Below are 21,152 nucleotides of genomic sequence, written 5' to 3' on the forward strand. Positions count from 1 at the left end.
TTAAAAAGGACCTACGGGTCCTTTTTTGCGCTCCGATGATTGTGCTGTTCCATTTCACTCTCAATGTTTTCCAGCCGGCTGAGGATCTGTTGCTGCTGTTCGAGCATTTTATGCAGCACGTGCTCCCGGTGCTTTTCGAGTGAGTCTTGTTGCCGGGTTGGCGAGGTAAGGATAGAGGTGACCAAACCGGAAATCATACCGAAGATACCGACGCCGCAGACAATGATGACCACTGCCAGCAGTTTGCCTACGTCGGTGACCGGATAATGGTCACCGTAGCCGACAGTGGAAATGGTGACAAACGCCCACCACAAGGCATCGGCACCGGTTTGGATATTGGCTTCCGGGTTTTTCCCTTCGATAAACAGCATCATGCTTGAACCAAGAGTGATCAGGATCACCAGCAAGAGCAGGATAGTGGCGATGGTGGTCTCTTTGCGGTTGTTCCTCAGTTGTTGTAGTACGTGCTGTGAAGAACGCAACACCAGTACGACGCGCAGAATATGGAACAGGCGTGCATAGCGTAAAGGTTCGATCATTGGGATGCTGGCCACAAAATCGATCCAGTGCCGCTTGAAATATAACCAACGATCTGTGGCCCGGATCAAATCTATACTGAGCTGCACAATAAAAATACTACAGATAATAAAATCGAGACCGATAAGGATCTGACGAGTTTCATGATTCAGAGGTAAAAATAGTAGGCCTGAGATCACAAATAATGCGACGAAAGACAAGATTAGTGACAGTAGGCTCATCGGTCTGGCGTTGTCTTTGATATCATTGCTTTTCATACGAAGCTCGAAATAAATAGCACATTAAAAAGGTGCGTCGTTAAGTTGGCGTAATATAAAGACTATATAAGACTCGGTGGAGAACTGACAATGGAAAAGCTGGCATTTAAGCCGTGGGAAAGGGTTATTTCCGATATTCGGCTCGTTCCGAAACTGGTGATGTTGATGGTATTCAGTACCATTTTGATCGTGGGCAAGCAATTGTGGGATGCGAGTACTTTTTACGATTCCCTGTTGGCGGCTTCTCACAGTGAACAAGTGGCCCAGCAGCACTACGAAGCGTATTTGACTCAGGTGGTTTGGCAGACCGTATTATTAATCGCGGTGTTTGTGGCCTTGTTACTGGCGGCTGCGCGCGTGATGCTGCGCCAAACGCAATACCTGAATGATGCCATTAAACTGATGGCGAGCAAAAACCTTTCGGTCCCGTTCGAGATGGACTGTAAAGATGAATACGGGGATGTGGCTCGCGAGCTGGAGAAAACGCGTCAGCAATTGCATGATGTGATTAAAACTCAGGTCAACTCTTCGGATGAGCTCTCGACCTTGACTGAGGTGATGACGCTCAGCATGTCGGAAACCAAAGAGTCAGCCCAGGAAGAGTTTAATGAAATTGATCAACTGGCTACGGCCATGAGTGAAATGTCATCAACCGTGCAGACGGTAGCGGAGCACGCGCAAACGGCTTCTACCCTGACGGAACAGGCATCAACTCAGGCGGTAACCGGTCAACAGTTCCTGCAAAGCACGGTAGCGAAAATGAGTGAGCTGTCGTCGGATATTTCCTCGTCGGCCGATGCGGTGAATCAGGTTGAAGAACGCGTTGACGCAATTGGCAGCGTGGTTGGCACCATCCAGGGGATTTCGGAGCAAACCAACCTGCTGGCCCTCAACGCTGCGATTGAAGCCGCGCGTGCCGGAGAAGCGGGACGTGGCTTTGCCGTGGTGGCCGATGAAGTGCGTAACCTGGCCCAGCGTACTCAGCAGGCCACAATTGAAATTCAGGAAATGATCACTCAGTTGCAATCAAGCGCAACATCGGCAGTTGAGCTGATGGAGAAAAGTGTGGTCGAAGCGGCGGAAGGGGTTGAGCTGGTATCAAATGCCGGTAGTGAGCTGGACGGTATTGTTGGCCAGGTGAACCAAATCAATGATATGAACTTCCAGATCGCGACTGCGGCAGGCCAGCAGAGCAGTGTGGCGGAAGAGATGAGCCAGAATCTGACCAACGTCCGAGAGCTGGTTGAAGCGTCGGTGGTGGTGGTGACTGAGCTGCTGGAAACGTCAGAGATGATGCAAAATAATGCGGCCGAACTGGATCAGAAGATTAAATCTTTCCAAGTGTAAAACCGTTGTCATTTTAGAGTATTGATAAAACGCCCACATTAACCTGGTGGGCGTTTTTATTTGCTGCAACTCTGGTATAACTAATACTTCTCGTTTCAATCACAAGGAAGAACAATGCAACTGCCCCCGTCATTGGTGCCTGGCGCTGAAGCCGCCATCCAGGCCGCCCAGGAGTCTGGTTACTTACCGTTATGGCCGCGTGAACATGTGGAACAGTTTCACTATGTGGCCGGACTGAGCCGGTTTATTGTCGAAGCCCTGCAGCGGGATGAAGTGTTGGCGACGCAGTTGCCGCAGATGCTGGCCGATGAGAGTCGCGCAGCCGGTTACCGCCAGCGACTGGCTGCATTGTTGGCGGAATGCGATGACGAAATGGCCGGTCACCGCGTGTTGCGTCAGTTCCGTAACCGAGAAATGGTCTATATCGCCTGGAAGGACTATACCCGCAGCTGGACACTGGATGAGTCGTTGAGTCATTTATCTCAGCTGGCGGAAGCGATGATTTTTGAGACCTATCAATGGCAGTATCAGGCGTGTTGCCAAGAGTGGGGGACACCGACCAATGCGGCGGGAGAGGCGCAGCCAATGTTAATCATTGGTATGGGCAAACTGGGTGGTGGCGAGCTGAATTTTTCCTCTGACATTGACCTGATTTTTGCCTATCCGGAAAACGGTGAAACTCAGGGGGTACGCCGCAGCATCGCTAATGCCCAGTTTTTTACCCGGTTAGGCCAGCGGATCATCAAAGCGCTTGACCAGCAGACGTTTGATGGTTTTTGCTATCGGGTTGACATGCGTTTACGCCCTTTCGGCGAAAGTGGCCCGCTGGTGATGAGCTATGCGGCACTGGAAGATTACTATCAGGAGCAGGGGCGAGACTGGGAGCGCTATGCGATGATCAAAGCGCGCGTGATGGGGCGGGAAATGTATCCTCAGTACCAGGAACTGCGCCAAATGCTGCGTCCGTTTGTGTTTCGCCGTTACATCGACTTTAGTGCAGTTCAGGCATTGCGCCGGATGAAATCGATGATCCGCAGTGAAGTGCGTCGTCGTGGTTTGAGTAATAATATCAAACTTGGTGCAGGAGGCATCCGCGAAGTGGAATTTATCGCTCAGGTGTTTCAGCTGATCCGCGGCGGGCGTGAACCGTCACTGCGCCAGCGCGGGCTACTGGTCACTTTGCAGGCGATCGCTGAACTGGAACTGCTCTCTCACCAGGCGGTGACGGATTTGCAAACCGCATATCGTTTTTTACGTCAGCTGGAGAACCTGTTGCAGGCGATGGCAGATAAGCAGACCCAAACCCTGCCGGACTGTGAGACAGAACGCCTGAAACTGGCCACGGCGATGGGCCTGGCATCCTGGCAAGATCTCGAGCATAACGTACAGCAGCACATGGCTAAGGTTCATGCTGTGTTTGAAAGCCTGATCGGTGATGATGAAGAAGACGAAGGCAGCACAGTGGCGCGCCATTTCCATGAACTGTGGGATATGGCCAAAAAACCAGATGTGACGGAGCATGTACTGGAGCAGGATATCCAGACAGAGCATGCTGCTGAGATGGCTAAAGTCATTATGCAGTTTAAAATCGATCTGGCGAAAAAGACCCTTGGCCCGCGTGGACGGGAAGTGCTGAACAAACTGATGCCGAAAGTGTTTGATGCCATCTATGCCCATCCGGACGCGCAATTCGGTTTGCCTCGCGTGCTGCATCTGCTGCATAACATTTGTACCCGGACTACCTATCTGGAGCTGTTAGATGAGCACCCTGCCGCACTGGTACAGTTAGTCCGCTTATGTACCGCCAGTCCAATGATCTCTGAGCAGTTGTCACGTTATCCGATCTTATTGGATGAACTGATCGACCCGCAGCAGTTGTACAACCCGATCCCGCTTGATGCATACCGGACTGAACTGCGTGACTTTTTGGCCCGTATTCCGGAAGACGACATGGAGCAGCAGATGGAAGCGCTGCGCCAGTTTAAACAGATCTGCATTTTACGCATCGCAGCGGCCGATATCGCCGGTGTGTTGCCGGTGATGAAGGTGAGTGACCACTTAACCTATCTGGCGGAGGCGATTGTTGAAGCGGTGGTGCAGCAGGCCTGGATGCAAGTTGCTGAAAAATACGGTGAGCCGACGCATGTGAAAGATCGCGAAGGCAAAGGTTTTGCGGTGCTTGGCTATGGTAAGGTCGGTGGCTGGGAGCTGGGCTACAATTCCGATCTGGACATCGTGTTTATGCATGACTGCCCGGTCAATGTGTACACCGACGGCAAGAAAGAGATTGATGGCCGTCAGTTCTATCTGCGCCTGGCACAGCGTATCATTCATATTTTCTCGACCCGCACCGCATCAGGCATTCTGTACGAAGTGGATACTCGCTTACGTCCTTCCGGTGCGTCGGGGTTGTTAGTAAGCCCGACGGATGCGTTTGATGAGTATCAGCATCAGGAAGCCTGGACCTGGGAGCATCAGGCGTTGGTGCGGGCGCGGATGATTTATGGCGACACGCCGCTGGCGACGGCCTTTCATCGTATCCGGCATGATGTGTTGTGCCTGCCACGAGAGGAGGCCAGATTAAAAACCGAGGTGGTGGAGATGCGCGGAAAAATGCGCGACCACCTGGGCGGGAAAAAGGCCGGTCGGTTCATGCTCAAGCAAGACGCAGGCGGTATCACGGATATTGAGTTCCTCGCGCAATACTTGGTGCTCAATTACAGTCACAGTAAACCTAAGCTGACGCGCTGGTCGGACAATGTGCGGATTTTCGAAACCCTGATCGCACAAGGGGTGATGGATGAAGATCAGGCGATGCTGCTCACTCGTGCCTACACCTCAATGCGTGATGAAATTCACCGGCGTAACTTACTTAATTTAGACGCGGATGTGGCGGAAGATAAATTTGTTGCGGAAAGAGAGTGGGTGAAACAAGCCTGGCAGCAATGGCTCACAACTGTTCAGCTTTAATGGGGCTGTGTTAAACTTGCCCTGATTTAATTTTCGGAGACCAACAATGAAACCAATTCTACCTGATTACAGCAGTGCAGGTGTGCTTATCATCGGGGATGTGATGCTAGACCGTTACTGGTATGGTCCCACCGGACGTATTTCTCCAGAAGCGCCGGTGCCTGTTGTCAAAGTAGAAAACAATGAGGAACGTCCGGGCGGAGCTGCGAACGTCGCTATGAACATCGCCTCGCTGGGGGGCCATGCTCACATTGTTGGTTTGACGGGGATCGATGAGCCGGCCAAGGTGCTGACCGAAACGCTGCACGCATTAAAAGTCAAATGCGATTTTGTTGCCTTGCCGGAATACCCGACCATTACCAAACTGCGCGTGATGAGCCGCGGCCAACAACTGTTGCGCTTAGACTTTGAAGACAAGTTTGAAAACACTGATCCGGAGCCGGTACTCTCTCGCATGGATGCGGCACTGCCGAACGTTAAAGCGGTGATCATGTCTGATTACGCGAAAGGTTCACTCGAGCATGTTCAGGCTTATATCCAGAAAGCTCGCGCGGCCAACATTCCGGTATTTATTGACCCTAAAGGGGCCGATTTTGAACGTTACCGTGGCGCCACATTACTGACTCCGAACATGAAAGAGTTTGAAGATGTGGTCGGTCAGGTTAGATCGGAGCAGGAGCTGGTGGAGAAAGGTCTGGCTTTAGTGGATGAATTTGATTTTGAAGCCCTGCTGGTCACCCGCAGTGAACATGGCATGACACTGCTGCGCCGTGGTCAGGAGCCTTTCCATCTGCCAACTCAGGCTAAAGAAGTCTACGACGTGACCGGTGCCGGAGATACGGTCATTTCCGTACTGGCCAGCTCAGTCGCCGCAGGTAAGTCGTTTGAAGAAGCGTGTGCCCTGGCGAATGCGGCGGCGGGTGTGGTCGTTGGTAAATTGGGAACGTCAACGTTGTCAGAAATTGAACTGGCCGAAGCGGTACACGGCAGCCAGGATACCGACTATGGTGTGATCACGGAAGCGGCGCTGATCGAAGCAGTGAAAAAAGCCAAAGCGAAAGGTGAAAAAGTCGTAATGACCAATGGTTGTTTTGACATTCTGCATGCCGGTCATGTCTCTTATCTCAATCATGCGGCCAAACTGGGCGATCGTCTGATAGTGGCGGTGAACACGGATGAGTCGGTTAAGCGTCTTAAAGGCCCGGGTCGTCCGGTCAACCCAACCGATCGCCGCATGGCGGTACTGGCGGGGTTAGGCGCTGTCGACTGGGTTGTGCCGTTTAGTGAAGACACGCCGCAACGTTTGATTTCAGAAGTGCTGCCAAGTTTGCTGGTCAAAGGTGGGGATTACAAACCGGAAGAGATTGCCGGCGGGAAAGAGGTGATTGCTGCTGGTGGGGCAGTCAAAGTGCTGAACTTTGAGGAAGGCTGTTCAACCACCGAGATCATTGATGCGATCAAGGGCGGGCGCGGGTAATCCCATTTCCATCCGGTTCAGCATAAAAAGCTGGGTATAAAACTGTCGCTATAAAAACGCCGGGTCTGATGACACCGGCGTTTTTTATATCCCATTTCGAGCGGAATGAATTATCGTGACGGTTTCAGGCCAGCATCGACATCCAAAATATCTTGTTCGCTCAATGTGCCCACAGCCTGACGCAATTGCAGCTCACTCAGAATGTAGTTATAACGAGCGTTCGACAGGTTCTTGTTGGCATCGTACAAACGGCGCGTGGTATCCAGTACATCAACAATGGTACGGGTACCGACATCAAAACCGGCTTCAGTGGCTTCAAGCGCAGACTTAGCAGAGATCACCGATTGCTCATAGGCTTTCAGTGCGCCAATCGAAGCGTTGATGTTGTTTCTCTGGGCACGCACGTCTTTAACGACGCTGCGGTATTGGGCTTCCAGATCTTCGCTGGCCGAAACATAAGCAAATTCTGCTTGTTTGGTCTGCGAAGTGATGTTGCCACCGGTGTAGAGCGGTACCGCCAGGTTCACGCCGATGTTGAAGTTATCTGTGGTGTTATCACTCGAGCTGTTGGTGGTGTCGGCGTAGTTATAACCACCATCAAGAGACAGGGTCGGCAAGTGTCCGGAGCTGGCCAGCGAGATTTTGTCGCGCGCGATGTCCTGGGTAATACGGGCCGACAATAGGCTCAGGTTTTTGGTTTTGGCTTCTTCAACCAGGGTTTCCGCAGCGGTTTTCGATGCGCTGGCTGAGAAACGGTTGGTATCGAGAATGTTCAGGTTCTTATGCTCCTGGCCGGTGATCTCGCGCAGTGATTCATAGTTATTGATCAGTGAGTTCTCTGCCAGCACTTCATCGGCCAATACCGCATCGTACTGGGCCTGTGCGTCATGTACGTCAGTAATTGCTGAAAGCCCTACTTCAAAACGCTGTTTGGTTTGCTCCAGCTGGCGACCGACGGCCGCTTTTTCGGCACGGACAAACTCAAGGTTGTCCTGTGCTCGCAGTACTTCGAAATACGCCTGGGCAACACGCAGGATCAAACCTTGCTGCGCTGCCGCGTAGGCCGCATCTGCCTGACGAGCCGATTTCTCTGTCGTATCAAGGGTGATCCAGGATGCGCGGTTGTACAAATCCTGGGAAAAGTTGATGCCGGCGGAAAGGGCATTTTTATCATTGGAAACGCTGCCGCCCGCGTCCAGATCGGTATCACCGCGGGTCAGGTTATAACCGGCAGTTAAGTTGATCTGTGGTAACAGAGCACTGCGGCTAGAAGTAATTGCTTCAAAAGCACGATCGCGCTGCGCAGCAACGCTGAGCAATTGTGGATCATTTTGTTTTGCTAAGTCGTAAATTTCAGCAAGGGAGTCTGCCCAAGCCGTTGTACTTATGCTACCTAGCGCTGCACTAATAAAAAGTGGAAGCAGTTTTTTCATTTTCTATTCCTGCGGTAAATAGATTGGTTAATTCTCAGTAGTTTAACTCAATTTGGACAATCTTTACTCTAAACTTTGCACTTTTTTACATGTAATTGTCCAATTGTGCAATAAAAATTTGGTGTGCGTATTAATTTTTTTATAAGGATTGTATAAAAAGTTGAGCAATCCCCTTTGAGCAAATCAACAACAATGAGTAAACTACACGATTCACTCAGAGAGGTGGGCTATGCAACATTCTGACAAACCGCGGGGCGAGTTTACTCCCCACGACGTGGAAATAATCTCAAAAGAGACCCTGTTCAAGGGTTTTTTTAAAATGGTCAAATACCGTTTTAAGCATAGATTATTTGATGGTGGCTGGAGTAAGGTCGTTGAGCGCGAAATGTTCGAACGAGGCCATGCCGCCGCACTGTTGCCGTATGATCCGGTTAGCGATCAAGTGGTGATCATTGAACAAATTCGTGTCGGTGCACTGGAAGGGGGGCACCCCTGGCAACTGGAAATTGTCGCCGGCATGATAGAGCGTGGCGAGAGTGCGGAAGAAGTCATTCGCCGTGAAGCACAGGAAGAGGCTGGCGTATCCATCGGGCGGGTTGTGCCGGTGACCTCATTTTACCCTTCTTCGGGTGGGTGTTCCGAAAAGCTCGATGTGTTCATTGGTGAGGTCGATGCGTCTAAAGCGCACGGCATTCATGGTTTAGACTATGAAGATGAGGACATTCGGGTGCATGTGATTAGTCGCGAACTGGCCTATCAATGGGTGAAGGACGGCAGGTTTGAAAATGGTGCGTCGATTATTGCGTTGCAGTGGTTAATGCTTAATCATCGAGAAATATCTTCCCGGTGGCAGTCTGGTAATTAAACGGTGGAGACAAACTCAATGAGACAAGTGGCTGAAAAACAGCGTTATCATGTCGACTTAGCGGGGTTGATGCGAACTTATGAGACCAATTACGCGAAGCTGAACGCGCTGTTGCCTGCGTCTGCTGAGGTTGGGGATGTGCGCTGTTACCAAGCGGCGAATATGGTCTACCAGTTGACCGTGAATGAAATCACAAAATACACCACGGTTGTTGAGATATGTCAGAGTGATGACACACCATTGTTTCCTTTACCGACAATGTCTGTCAGGCTCTACCATGACGCGAGGGTGGCAGAAGTGTGTGCCAGCGGAGAGTTTTCTCGTATTAGTGCCAAATATGACTATCCCAACGACAAGTTGATGCAAAAAGATGAAAAGCATCAATTAAATACGTTTCTTGGTGAATGGCTGACGTTTTGTTTACGAGGTGGGATCAGCAGAAGCCCACTGGCCTTTAGTTAAGTCGCCCATTTAACCAACTGGAGCGTTGTACATATTTATTTAGCGGACGAATCAGGTTTTCATTTTGCAATCATCTAGTGACAGCATAAAGCTATTACAAATCACGGATACTCATCTGTTTGCGGCAGATGAGGGCAGCTTGCTGAGCGTAAGAACCGCTGACAGCTTTCAGGCCGTGATACACGAGGTTCTTCAGCGTCAGGTGCCGTTTGAATACATTCTGGCAACCGGCGATATTTCGCAAGATCACAGCGCCGAATCTTACCAGCGCTTTGCACAGGGCATCGCTCCGCTGGAAAAAGATTGTTTCTGGCTGCCGGGCAATCATGACTACAAGCCAAATATGGGCAGCGTCTTGCCGTCGCCTCAAATCAAGCCCGTCGAGCACTTGTTGCTGGGTGATAAATGGCAGCTGATTCTGTTGGACTCGCAAGTTGTTGGTGTACCACACGGACGACTGAGCGATTCGCAGCTTGCATTTCTGGAAGAGAAACTGCAGGCTGATTCTGAGCGCCATACCTTGGTGCTGCTCCATCATCACCCGCTTTTGGTGGGCAGTGCCTGGCTGGATCAGCACACCCTGAAAGACGCAGACGTTTTCTGGCAGGTTGTCGAGCGCTTTGACAACGTAAAGGGGATCCTGTGCGGTCATGTACACCAAGACATGAATGTGCTCTATAATGGCATTCGCGTGATGGCGACGCCATCAACCTGTGTGCAGTTCAAGCCTAATTCAGACGATTTTGCCCTGGATACTCAATCGCCGGGCTGGCGGGAACTAGAGTTGCACAGTAACGGCGATATCACCACAGAGGTCAATCGCCTGGCAGATGGCCAGTTCCAGCCAGATTTTTCCTCAAACGGATACTAATCATTACCCCGCCCGAACCTTCTGTTCGGGCTGACTGTTTTCACGTGAGGCTTTTATGCGCAAACCTTCATTGTTGCTGTATATCCACGGCTTCAACAGCTCACCGCTTTCAGTTAAGGCTAACGCGATGAAAGCCTATTGTGAGCAGCATCGCCCTGACATCAAGGTGATCATTCCCCAGTTGCCGTGTTTCCCCCAGTCAGCCGCCCAGTGCTTACTGGACATTGTTGAGCAATACATCGATGGTTATAACATCGGCCTGGTTGGCAGTTCGTTGGGGGGCTATCTGTCAACCTGGTTAAATGACCAATTTGGTTTCCGCGCGGTAGTGGTCAACCCTGCCGTCAGGCCCTATGAACTGCTGCTGGACTATTTGGGGTCACAAACTAACCCCTACACGAATGAAAGCTATACACTTGAAAGCCACCATATTGACGAGCTCAAAGCTCTTGAGGTACAAAGCATCGCGTTGCCGCAATCTTTCTGGTTGTTACAACAGACCGGTGATGAGGTCTTGGACTACCGCCAGGCGGTGGCCAAGTTTGTTGACGCCCGGCAGACGGTAGAGCCAGGCGGAGATCACAGTTTTGTCGGATTTGAGCGTTACCCGGCGAAGATCATAGAGTTCCTGAAACTGTAACTCCAGTGTATCTCGTAAGAAGCGATTGGAATAGGCTCATAGTTTTTATTGATATATCCAAGCGTTTCTTGACATAGCCGGAGGGCTTTCCGACTATGTTTCCCCAAAAGATCTATAGCGACTTTGTTACGCATCACGATGAATAGTGTTGAGCGTGAGCGAACGAAGTGGCTTTTTCGTTGCTTGACGCGCCATCGCTTTGGCCAAGCAACAGGTAAACTTTGAGAACAATCCCGTATTATGACTGAACAATATAATGCTGGTGCCATTGAAGTACTGAATGGCTTAGAACCAGTACGTCGCCGACCAGGGATGTATACGGATACAGTGCGCCCCAACCACCTGGGTCAAGAGGTTATCGATAACAGTGTCGATGAAGCGCTAGCCGGACATGCCTCCAAAGTACAAGTCATCCTCCATGCCGACCAGTCACTGGAAGTGATCGATGATGGTCGTGGCATGCCTGTCGATATTCACCCTGAAGAGAAAGTTTCTGGTGTAGAACTGATCCTCTGTAAGCTGCATGCCGGGGGCAAATTCTCGAATAAAAACTATCAGTTCTCTGGTGGTCTGCACGGGGTGGGGATCTCGGTGGTAAACGCGCTATCTAAGCGGGTTGAAGTCACGGTTCGCCGTGACGGCCAAGTGTATGAGATTGCCTTTGAGCACGGTGAAAAAGTGTCTGATCTCACGGTTACCGGCACCTGTGGTCGCCGCAACCGGGGGACCAGTGTGCACTTTTGGCCGGATGCCAAATACTTTGATTCGCAGAATTTCTCTGTGACTCGCCTGGTGAACAACCTGCGTGCTAAAGCCGTACTGTGTCCCGGATTGGAGATTACCTTCACCGATAAAGTGAATGGCAAAGACTATCAGTGGTGCTACGAAGACGGATTGAAAGACTATCTGGCTGAAGGCGTAAAAGGTTATACCGTTCTGCCTGAAGCGCCGTTTACTGGCGATTTTTCTGCGGAAACGGAAGCGGCCAACTGGGCGGTGATCTGGCAGCCAGAAGGCGGTGAAATGATCACCGAAAGTTACGTTAACCTGATCCCGACCGCACAGGGCGGTACCCACGTAAACGGTCTGCGCCAGGGGCTGTTGGACGCGATGCGTGAGTTCTGTGAGTTCCGCAACCTGCTACCGCGCGGGGTGAAGCTGACCGGGGATGATGTGTTTGAGCGCTGCTCTTATGTACTGTCGGTTAAAATCCAGGATCCTCAGTTTGCCGGCCAGACCAAAGAGCGACTTTCCTCGCGCCAGACTGCCGCGTTTGTGTCTGGGGTGGTGAAAGATGCTTTCAGCTTGTGGCTTAACGAGAAGCCGCAACTGGCCGAACAGCTGGCGGAAGTATGCATTGCCAATGCCCATCGTCGGATGCGGGCGAGTAAAAAGGTGGTACGTAAGAAAGTCGCGTCTGGCCCGGCCTTGCCAGGCAAGCTGACCGACTGTTCCGGCCAGGACCTTAATCGTACTGAGATATTCTTTGTCGAGGGTGACTCGGCGGGTGGCTCAGCCAAGCAAGCGCGCGATCGTGAGTTTCAGGCGGTGATGCCGCTGCGTGGTAAAATTCTCAATACCTGGGAGGTGTCTGCTGATCAGGTACTTGCCTCTCAGGAAGTGCATGATATCTCAGTCGCACTGGGTATCGACCCGGACAGTGACAACCTTGACAGCCTGCGTTACGGCAAGATTTGTATCCTGGCGGATGCGGACTCCGACGGCTTGCACATCGCAACCCTGCTGTGTGCGCTGTTTACTCGTCATTTCCGCGCGCTGGTTGAAGCGGGACACATTTATGTGGCTATGCCACCGCTGTATCGTATCGACTGTGGTAAAGAGGTGTTTTATGCCCTCGACGATAACGAGAAAGACGGTATTCTGGAGCGTTTATCGAAGAAGAAAGCCAAAGTTAACGTGCAGCGTTTTAAAGGTCTGGGTGAGATGAACCCGCTGCAGTTACGTGAAACCACCATGGATCCGAATACCCGTCGCCTGGTGCAGCTGACGATCGATGACTCCCAGGCCACGATGGATATGATGGATATGCTGCTGGGTAAAAAACGGGCAGACGATCGTCGCAGCTGGTTACAGAAAAACGGCGATATGGCAGAGGTTTAATAAATGTCGACAGAAATTACTTATGATGGCGTTGAACAGTTGCCGATGCGCAAGTTCACTGAAGACGCTTATCTCAATTATTCGATGTACGTTATCATGGACCGGGCGTTGCCGTATATCGGTGACGGCCTGAAACCGGTTCAGCGTCGTATCATCTATGCCATGTCAGAGCTCGGCCTCTCTGCGGCAGCAAAATACAAAAAATCGGCCCGTACCGTCGGTGACGTACTGGGTAAGTACCATCCCCATGGTGACTCCGCCTGTTATGAAGCTATGGTGTTGATGGCACAGCCGTTCTCTTACCGTTACCCGCTGGTTGACGGTCAGGGCAACTGGGGTGCGCCGGATGATCCGAAATCGTTCGCGGCGATGCGTTATACCGAAGCGAAACTGTCCAAGTTTGCCGAGGTTCTGCTCGGTGAGCTGGGTCAGGGCACAGTAGAATGGCAACCGAACTTTGACGGCACAATGAAAGAGCCGCAAATGTTACCAGCCCGCCTGCCGCACATTTTGCTTAACGGGGTGACTGGTATCGCGGTCGGTATGGCGACCGATATCCCGCCACACAACGTGCGTGAAGTGGCTGAGGCGACCATTCACCTGATTGACAATCCGAAGGCGGAACTGCCTGAGGTGATGCAGTTTGTCAAAGGACCGGATTATCCAACCGAAGCCGAGATCATTTCGCCTCAGGCCGACTTAGAGAAGATTTACCGTAACGGCAAAGGCAGCATCAAAATGCGCGCAGTGTGGCACAAAGAGGGCGCAGAAATAGTGATCACCGCGCTGCCGCACCAGGTATCGGGAGCCAAATTGCTCGAGCAGATTGCCAACCAGATGCGGGCGAAGAAACTGCCGATGGTCGAGGATCTGCGTGATGAATCGGATCATGAGAACCCGACCCGGATCGTGATTGTCCCGCGCTCAAACCGTGTTGATTGCGATCAGTTGATGAATCACCTGTTTGCATCCACGGATCTGGAGAAAAACTACCGGGTTAACCTCAATATGATTGGCCTGGACAACCGTCCCCAGGTCAAAGGTCTGGTGGCCATTCTATCTGAGTGGATCCAATTCCGCCGAACCACGGTGCGTCGCCGATTGCAGCACCGTCTGGATAAAGTGCTGGCGCGTCTGCACATCCTGGAAGGTTTACTGGTTGCCTATCTCAACTTGGATGAAGTGATCGAGATCATCCGTACTGAAGATGATCCGAAAGCGGTCTTGATGGCACGTTTTGGCATCACCGATATTCAAGCCGACGCCATCTTAGATACCAAACTTCGTCATCTGGCCAAGCTGGAAGAGATGAAGATCCGTGGTGAGCAGGATGAGCTGGAAAAAGAACGCCAGAAACTGGAGCAGTTGCTTGGCTCTGAGCGTCGCTTGAATACCTTGCTGAAAAAAGAGATTAAAGCCGATGCTGAGAAGTACGGTGATGAGCGCCGCTCACCACTGGTGGAGCGTGCAGAAGCTAAAGCGCTGACCGAGCGTGATCTGGTGCCAAGTGAACCGATCACTGTAGTGCTGTCGGAAAAAGGCTGGATCCGTCATGCGAAAGGCCATGAGGTCGACGCAACAGGCCTCAATTACAAGTCCGGTGATAAGTATCTGGCGCATGCGCGTGGTAAGAGTAACCAGCCGGCTGTGTTCCTTGGCAATGATGGCCGGAGCTACTCGCTTGAGTCTCACTCCTTGCCTTCTGCCCGTAGCCAGGGTGAACCGATCACCGGTCGTCTCAATATCACCCCGAACAGCGCGATCTGCCAGGTGATCATGGGCGAAGAAGAGCAGTTGTGGCTGATCGGTTCCGATGCTGGATATGGTTTTGTGTGTAAAGGCTCGGATTTGCTGTCGAAAAACCGCAGTGGTAAAGCTCTGGTGACCTTACCGGCTAACGCTGAGGTCATGACGCCTTATGCGGTTGCTGATCTGGATTCGGATGAGATTTTGGCCATCACCAACCTGGGCCGAATGTTGCTGTTCCCTATCAAGGACTTGCCACAGTTGGCCAAGGGTAAAGGTAACAAGATCATTAATATACCGGCAGCCAAAGCCAAAGAGCGGGAAGAAGTCTTGTCGCACTTGATGGCCTTGCCGCAAGGGGCCGCTTTAACCCTGTATGCCGGTAAACGTAAACTTGGCCTCAAACCGAGTGATCTGGATAATTTCCGTGGTGAGCGCGGCCGCCGGGGGAGTTTATTACCACGTGGGTTGCAGCGGGTGACAGCGATTGAAGTTGAACCGGCGAGTAACGCGCCTGTCGCTGAAGCAGAATAAGCTAATAAAAATCCCAGCCACAGGCTGGGATTTTTTTTACATTTCTTGTTTATCTTCCGCGATGGTGACATTCAGGGTCATTTCCTGACCTTGGCGAATGATCCCCACCTCGATACTGGTTCCCGGCCTTAAGTCAGTGACGATATCCATTACGCTTTGTCGCCCTTGTACTTTTTTTCCGCCGATACTGATGATGATGTCCTGTTTTTGAAACCCTGCCGCATTGGCCGGACCATTGGGGTCGATACCCAGTACGACGATCCCACCGATGTGCTCGTTGCCGAGTAGCCGGGCTGTCACGGCATTAATATCTTGTCCGTCGATGCCGATATACCCACGGATCACCCGGCCGTCAGCAATAATTTTCTGCATGATTTTGTTCGCCAGCGGGTAAGGTATCGCAAATGAGATGCCGTAAGTTTCCAGATCGGTGGCTTGCTGGAAAGAGGCGGTGTTGATCCCGACCAGCTCACCCTGAGTATTGACCAGGGCTCCTCCAGAGTTGCCCTGATTGATTGCTGCGTCCGTCTGGATGAACGCCTGGCGGCCATCGCTGATGGATGAGCGGCCGGTGGCGGAAATGATACCAAAGGTGGTGGTTTGCCCTAAGTTATAAGGGTTACCAATTGCCAGGACCACATCACCGACTTGTGGCTTGTAGTTTTGATTGAGTGGGATCACCGGCAGGTTAGAGCCTTCAACACTTAAAATTGCGATGTCGGTTCGACGGTCTGTACCGACCAGCTGCGCGGCCGCGACCCGACCGTCCTGCAGGGCAACCACGATTTGATCGGCTTGGGCCACTACATGGTAGTTGGTGATGATGTAGCCTTTTTCACTGACAATCACCCCGGAGCCCAGCCCCTGGGTCGAGAGCTTGCTGCGATCGTTTTCGACGTATTTGCGGCTATAAATGTTCACCACTGCCGGTGCGGCCTTACGCACCGCCTGGTTGAAAGATACTTCCAGAGAGGCCAGGTTTTTGGGCGGTGTATCGAGAGCTACCGGAATGACGTTATGACGTAAAGAGGGAACGGCCAAGAGGACGATTACTGCTGTCAACAAGCCCAATAAGACAGAACGTAATAAAAAACTAAGCATATCCTCTCCATGCAAATTACGCCAAAACGGCATAGAAAGGTGAAGGATAGCATTACCCGGGAAAATAACAAAAGGGCAGCATAGATTGATGCCGCCCTTTATAGAGGTTGTTCAAATGATTAACGTATTACCAGATAGATGGTACGTTCCCCTCGCTGGATATTTAAAGCGAGCACCCCACTGTGCTTATCGACGATGGCACGCAGTTCGGCGAGGTTTTTCACCCGTTGGCGATTGACGCCAATAATCACATCATCTTTTTGTAGCTGATACTGCGCTGCCGGCGAGTTTTCGGCTACGTCAGTCACTTTTATCCCCTGAATCGGGTCGCTCGGTGTGGTGTTACTCAGCTCAGCACCGGTTAAGCCTTTGTGCAGGTTTTCTGCCTTGGCCTTGACCGAACTTGATTCGCTCAGCGTCACATCAAATGTTTTTTGCTTTCCGTCACGCACGACACCGAGGGTGATTTCTTTGCCTGCACCCAGGGTGGCGACTTTGGCGCGCAGCTCTGAGAAGGTACTGATGGATTTGCCGTTGACCGACACGATCACGTCACCGGCTTGCAGGCCCGCTTTGTCTGCGGCGCTGTCTGGCACTACCTGGCTGACGAATGCCCCTTTACTCGATTCATAGCCAAGCGCTTCAGCCAACTCTGAGGTGACTTCGCCGCCTTGCACGCCGAGCATACCGCGTTTGACTTCACCAAATTCCAGGATTTGGCTGGTCAGGTTCTTCATCATATTTGACGGGATGGCAAAACCGATCCCCACATTCCCCCCGTTCGGGCCTAAAATGGCGGTGTTGATGCCGATCAACTCGCCATTCAGGTTCACCAGCGCACCGCCGGAGTTTCCGCTGTTAATCGCGGCGTCGGTTTGGATGAAGTTTTCGAAATTTTCAATATTCAAGCCGCTGCGACCTAATGCCGATACGATCCCGGAAGTCACCGTCTGACCGAGGCCAAATGGGTTACCGATCGCGACGGTAAAGTCGCCCACACGCAGCTGGTCAGAATCTGCCACCTTGATTTGGATCAGGTTTTTCGCTTCTTCCAGTTTGAGTAGCGCTATGTCTGACATCTCATCGCCACCGACCAGCTCGGCGTCAAACTCCCGGCCATCATGCAAGCGAACCCTGATTTTATCGGCGCCGCGGATTACGTGGTAGTTGGTCACGACATGACCTTTGGAAGCGTTGATAATCACGCCCGAGCCCAGGCCGCGGAATGGCCGTTCACGGACTTGTTCGGTCGGGAAGTCAGGACCAAAGAAGAACTGGAACTGTTCTGGAATTCGGCTGGTTTGGACCTGTTTGCCTTCCACGGCAATGCTGACCACGGCAGGAGTTACGCGCTCCAGCATTGGAGCAAGGCTGGGCAGTTGTTGCCCGTCTATACTCAGGGGAAGGGCGGCGGTGGCTGGCATTGGGGTGATGACGGCACTTAAACTTAAAGATAGTGCGGTTAAGACAAGCAAAGGTTTTTTCATCCGATAACTCCTTCTAAATCATATCTGCCTAAAAAGTGTTTTCCTAACCAATAAGTGATATGGGGATTGGTTGGATTAAACAAAAGGCGTTGGCAGAGGCTCAGCAACAATGTTCAAACCGTCCAGGGGGCGGTGACTTGTTGATATTATGGGAAGTTAGAGCGCGGTGAGCAGAGAAAAGTTCAACATGGGTCAGTACAAAAATGGTAATTCATTTTTCACGTACGGACCCATGAAAGGGAGGTGGGATTAAGAGGCCTTGGCGGTGACCACGTCCGGCGTGGTAATGATCTCTTTTTCTACATCTTTCAGCAGGCCGGTCGCGCCACTGGCGTAGTCTTTGGGCTGCTCATTCCAGTCGGGTTGATCTTCCGTGATCGGTTCCGCCGACATGGCGGTTTTCTTGTCAAATGGGTTGTCTTGCTCTGGGAGTTGCGGCAGCAGCTCTGAAGAGGTTTTGGCCATATGCTGGTAAAGTTTGGTGTAGTCTTTGCCCAGGGTATCCAGCATCTCTGCAGTTTGTGCAAAGTGATCCACCAGTTCCTGGCGCTGTTGTTCCAGTTCAAATTTGGCCGCTTCAAGCTCTTTCTGAACCGATTTTTGTTTCTTGTATTCGGGGGTGGTAAGCCGACTAATGACGACGCCTACGATGGTACCGACCAGCAAACCCACAATGGCATAAATCCAAGGCATAACTGCTCCTCATTGTTGTTTTAACAAGTTTTTTACTGTTTAGTTACACGGTGGTGCTTGTCCATGTTACTATGGCTTGTGCAGCCGATAAAGAAAAATAGCTGTATGTCTTGCGGGGAGTGATCACGGCTTTTCCTATGACGCTAAGCTTCCCCGAGGTGAGATAATTTTCCTGTACCCACGATATGACGCAAAGCAATGACTCCACTAAAGCGATATAAACAAGATATAGCACAGAATGGTTTCCTGCGTGATGACGCCCAGTACCGCGCCGTGCTTGCCCTTGATAACCTCTACCATGCCATCATCCAATACCAGGCCTTACCTGCGCCGGAATTGCCAAGGTGGCAAAAGTTGCTGGGTAAAAAAGTCGAGCTGCCTGAACCCCCTCAAGGGTTGTATTTTTGGGGCGGCGTTGGCCGCGGCAAAACCTACCTGATGGATACCTTTTTTGACACATTACCCACCCAGAGAAAAATGCGGGTGCATTTTCACCGCTTTATGTACCGGGTGCACGATGAGTTGAGGCGTATCGGCGATATAGAAAATCCGCTGGGCAAAGTCGCTGATATCTTCAAACAAGAGGCGGACATTGTCTGTTTTGATGAGTTTTTCGTCTCTGATATTACCGATGCGATGATCCTCGCTACCCTGTTACAGGAGATGTTCAAGCGGCGGATGGTGTTGGTGGCTACCTCGAATATCGAGCCGCAGCATTTATACCGTAACGGGTTGCAACGAGCGCAGTTTTTGCCGGCCATTGATATGATCATGACCCGTTGTGAGGTGCTGAATGTCGATAGTGGTGTGGACTATCGCTTAAGAACCTTAGAACAGGCTGAAATTTATCATTATCCACTGGATGAGCAAGCCACACTCAACCTGAATCGCTACTACCAGCAGTTGATCGGTGAGCGCAAAGCTCCGGAAAGCGAGATTGAAATCAACCATCGCAATATCGAGGTGATCGAAGCCAGTGATGGGGTGCTGCATGCGTCTTTTGCCCAGTTGTGCCAAACGGCCCGCAGTCAGAACGACTACATCGAAATATCACGGCTGTACCACACGGTTTTATTGGCGGATGTGAAGCAAATGAGCCACAAAATAGACGATGCAGCCCGGCGCTTTATTGCGTTGGTTGATGAGTTTTATGAACGCAACGTTACCTTGATCATTTCGGCGGAAGTAGCGATGGCATCGCTCTACACTGAGGGGCAGCTTGAGTTTGAATTTAAACGGTGTGTGTCACGTTTGACCGAGATGCAGAGCCATGAATATCTGACGCGTGAGCATCTGGCGTAAGAGAAAGCAACGACTTTTAAAAAGCCGAGAAAAAATTAGTGATTTAGTGCAAAAAAAGGTGATTTTTTCTTCGCTCTTCTCTATAATCCTGCAACCCACCGTTACTGCAGACTCAATTATCGAAGTTATTTCGGAAATCAGAGTCGAGAGTGCCAACCACTCGAAGGGGTGATGACTGGGCTCTTAGACAGTGTGGGAGTACAACAGTGTTGTGCTCCTTTAAAGTTTAAAATCTAATTAACGGGTTATTATTAGCATGAAAACTTTCGTTGCTAAACCAGAAACTGTAAAACGCGACTGGTACGTTGTAGACGCAGAGGGTAAAACTCTAGGTCGTCTAGCAAGTGAAATTGCATCTCGCCTACGTGGCAAACACAAAGCTGAATACACTCCTCACGTTGACACAGGTGATTACATCATCGTTATCAACGCTGAGAAAGTTGCTGTAACTGGTAACAAAGCTAAAGACAAAGTGTACTACCGTCACTCTGAGTTCCCAGGTGGTCTAAAATCAATCACTTTTGATAAGCTGATCGATCGTAAACCTGAGATGGTTCTTGAGCTAGCAGTTAAAGGCATGCTTCCACGTGGTCCTCTAGGCCGTGCTATGTACCGTAAGCTAAAAGTTTACGCTGGCGCTGAGCACAACCATGTTGCTCAACAACCTCAAGTACTAGACATCTAATCGGGGATTTCGAAAATGGCAGAGAATCAATACTACGGCACTGGCCGTCGCAAAAGCTCAGCTGCACGTGTTTTTATTAAACCAGGCAGCGGCAACATTGTAGTCAACAAGCGTAGCCTTGATGAGTACTTCGGTCGTCCAACTTCTCGCATGGTTGTTAAACAGCCTCTAGAGCTAGTTGAACTAACTGAGAAACTAGACCTATACGTTACTGTTAAAGGTGGCGGTATTTCTGGTCAAGCAGGTGCTATCCGTCACGGTATCACTCGCGCTCTAATGGAATACGATGAGTCTCTACGTCCGACTCTACGTGCAGCTGGTTACGTTACTCGTGACGCACGTTGCGTTGAACGTAAGAAAGTTGGTCTACGTAAAGCACGTCGTCGTCCACAGTTCTCTAAGCGTTAATTTCCTTTTACGGAAGTTGGTGCTGTTTCAGACTTGGTCTGGAAACTGTGCTTCAAAGCCCGGCTCTATGCCGGGCTTTTTGTTTTTAGCCTTTCTATTGTCGCTAAACGGTGAATATACACTGCCTAATGGTTTTGCTAGCGACAGGTTGAGCGCAACGCTCACTTTGTGTGTTTTTTATGTGCTACTAACCTTGCTAGTATGATCGGCCGCGAG

17 protein-coding genes are annotated in these 21,152 nt (G+C 51.1%); 12 read left to right on the forward strand and 5 right to left on the reverse strand.

The window, feature by feature from the left end; translation table 11 throughout:
- Positions 1-11: 11 nt before the first annotated feature.
- Positions 12-794, reverse strand: a complete 783-nt coding sequence (locus P2G85_RS06110; protein ID WP_275863209.1) for a potassium channel family protein — start codon at positions 792-794, stop codon at positions 12-14.
- Positions 795-884: 90 nt separating this feature from the next.
- Here P2G85_RS06110 and P2G85_RS06115 point away from each other — a divergent pair, with 90 nt between their 5' ends.
- From P2G85_RS06115 to hldE, 3 genes are all read left to right on the forward strand, one after another.
- Positions 885-2,141, forward strand: coding sequence for a methyl-accepting chemotaxis protein (locus tag P2G85_RS06115; protein ID WP_275863210.1), 1,257 nt, complete (start codon positions 885-887; stop codon positions 2,139-2,141).
- 114 nt (positions 2,142-2,255) lie between these two features.
- Positions 2,256-5,111: a bifunctional [glutamate--ammonia ligase]-adenylyl-L-tyrosine phosphorylase/[glutamate--ammonia-ligase] adenylyltransferase gene (glnE, locus tag P2G85_RS06120; protein ID WP_275863211.1), complete on the forward strand. Its 2,856-nt coding sequence runs from the start codon at positions 2,256-2,258 to the stop codon at positions 5,109-5,111.
- A gap of 46 nt (positions 5,112-5,157) precedes the next feature.
- Positions 5,158-6,588 carry a bifunctional D-glycero-beta-D-manno-heptose-7-phosphate kinase/D-glycero-beta-D-manno-heptose 1-phosphate adenylyltransferase HldE gene (hldE, locus tag P2G85_RS06125; RefSeq protein WP_275863212.1) on the forward strand — a complete coding sequence of 477 codons (1,431 nt, stop codon included), beginning with the start codon at positions 5,158-5,160 and terminating at the stop codon, positions 6,586-6,588.
- Between the two features lie 110 nt (positions 6,589-6,698).
- On the opposite strand, the gene tolC is transcribed toward hldE, so the two are convergent.
- On the reverse strand, positions 6,699-8,021 hold the full coding sequence (tolC, locus tag P2G85_RS06130) for an outer membrane channel protein TolC (RefSeq protein WP_275863213.1): 1,323 nt from the start codon (positions 8,019-8,021) through the stop codon (positions 6,699-6,701).
- 229 nt (positions 8,022-8,250) lie between these two features.
- Here tolC and nudF point away from each other — a divergent pair, with 229 nt between their 5' ends.
- From nudF to parC, 6 genes are all read left to right on the forward strand, one after another.
- Positions 8,251-8,886, forward strand: a complete 636-nt coding sequence (gene nudF / locus P2G85_RS06135; protein ID WP_275863214.1) for an ADP-ribose diphosphatase — start codon at positions 8,251-8,253, stop codon at positions 8,884-8,886.
- Between the two features lie 18 nt (positions 8,887-8,904).
- Positions 8,905-9,348, forward strand: coding sequence for a DUF1249 family protein (locus tag P2G85_RS06140; RefSeq protein ID WP_275863215.1), 444 nt, complete (start codon positions 8,905-8,907; stop codon positions 9,346-9,348).
- Between the two features lie 64 nt (positions 9,349-9,412).
- Positions 9,413-10,219, forward strand: coding sequence for a 3',5'-cyclic-AMP phosphodiesterase (cpdA, locus tag P2G85_RS06145; protein ID WP_275863216.1), 807 nt, complete (start codon positions 9,413-9,415; stop codon positions 10,217-10,219).
- Positions 10,220-10,274: 55 nt separating this feature from the next.
- Positions 10,275-10,859 (forward strand): esterase YqiA, encoded by a 585-nt coding sequence (gene yqiA / locus P2G85_RS06150; RefSeq protein WP_275863217.1) that lies wholly within the window; start codon positions 10,275-10,277, stop codon positions 10,857-10,859.
- Positions 10,860-11,099: 240 nt separating this feature from the next.
- Complete coding sequence (gene parE / locus P2G85_RS06155) at positions 11,100-12,980, forward strand: DNA topoisomerase IV subunit B (protein ID WP_275863218.1); 1,881 nt, start codon at positions 11,100-11,102, stop codon at positions 12,978-12,980.
- Positions 12,981-12,983: 3 nt separating this feature from the next.
- Positions 12,984-15,260 (forward strand): DNA topoisomerase IV subunit A, encoded by a 2,277-nt coding sequence (gene parC, locus P2G85_RS06160; RefSeq protein ID WP_275863219.1) that lies wholly within the window; start codon positions 12,984-12,986, stop codon positions 15,258-15,260.
- Positions 15,261-15,296: 36 nt separating this feature from the next.
- On the opposite strand, the gene degS is transcribed toward parC, so the two are convergent.
- The 3 genes from degS to zapG form a co-directional block, all read right to left on the reverse strand.
- Positions 15,297-16,361, reverse strand: a complete 1,065-nt coding sequence (gene degS / locus P2G85_RS06165; protein ID WP_275863220.1) for an outer membrane-stress sensor serine endopeptidase DegS — start codon at positions 16,359-16,361, stop codon at positions 15,297-15,299.
- 119 nt (positions 16,362-16,480) lie between these two features.
- The gene (locus P2G85_RS06170) at positions 16,481-17,848 is read right to left on the reverse strand and encodes a Do family serine endopeptidase (protein ID WP_275863221.1); all 1,368 of its coding nucleotides are present in this window, start codon (positions 17,846-17,848) and stop codon (positions 16,481-16,483) included.
- A gap of 249 nt (positions 17,849-18,097) precedes the next feature.
- Positions 18,098-18,541 (reverse strand): Z-ring associated protein ZapG, encoded by a 444-nt coding sequence (gene zapG / locus P2G85_RS06175; protein WP_275863222.1) that lies wholly within the window; start codon positions 18,539-18,541, stop codon positions 18,098-18,100.
- Between the two features lie 198 nt (positions 18,542-18,739).
- Between zapG and zapE the strand changes: the two genes are divergently transcribed.
- From zapE to rpsI, 3 genes are all read left to right on the forward strand, one after another.
- On the forward strand, positions 18,740-19,843 hold the full coding sequence (gene zapE, locus P2G85_RS06180; protein ID WP_275863223.1) for a cell division protein ZapE: 1,104 nt from the start codon (positions 18,740-18,742) through the stop codon (positions 19,841-19,843).
- A gap of 256 nt (positions 19,844-20,099) precedes the next feature.
- A complete protein-coding gene (rplM, locus tag P2G85_RS06185) occupies positions 20,100-20,528 on the forward strand; it encodes a 50S ribosomal protein L13 (protein ID WP_275863224.1) in 429 nt (142 codons plus the stop codon).
- Positions 20,529-20,543: 15 nt separating this feature from the next.
- Positions 20,544-20,936, forward strand: coding sequence for a 30S ribosomal protein S9 (rpsI, locus tag P2G85_RS06190; protein WP_039978832.1), 393 nt, complete (start codon positions 20,544-20,546; stop codon positions 20,934-20,936).
- Positions 20,937-21,152 lie beyond the last annotated feature (216 nt).

Origin of the sequence: Vibrio sp. CAU 1672 (assembly GCF_029223195.1) — a bacterium.
Taxonomy (GTDB): Bacteria; Pseudomonadota; Gammaproteobacteria; order Enterobacterales; family Vibrionaceae; genus Vibrio.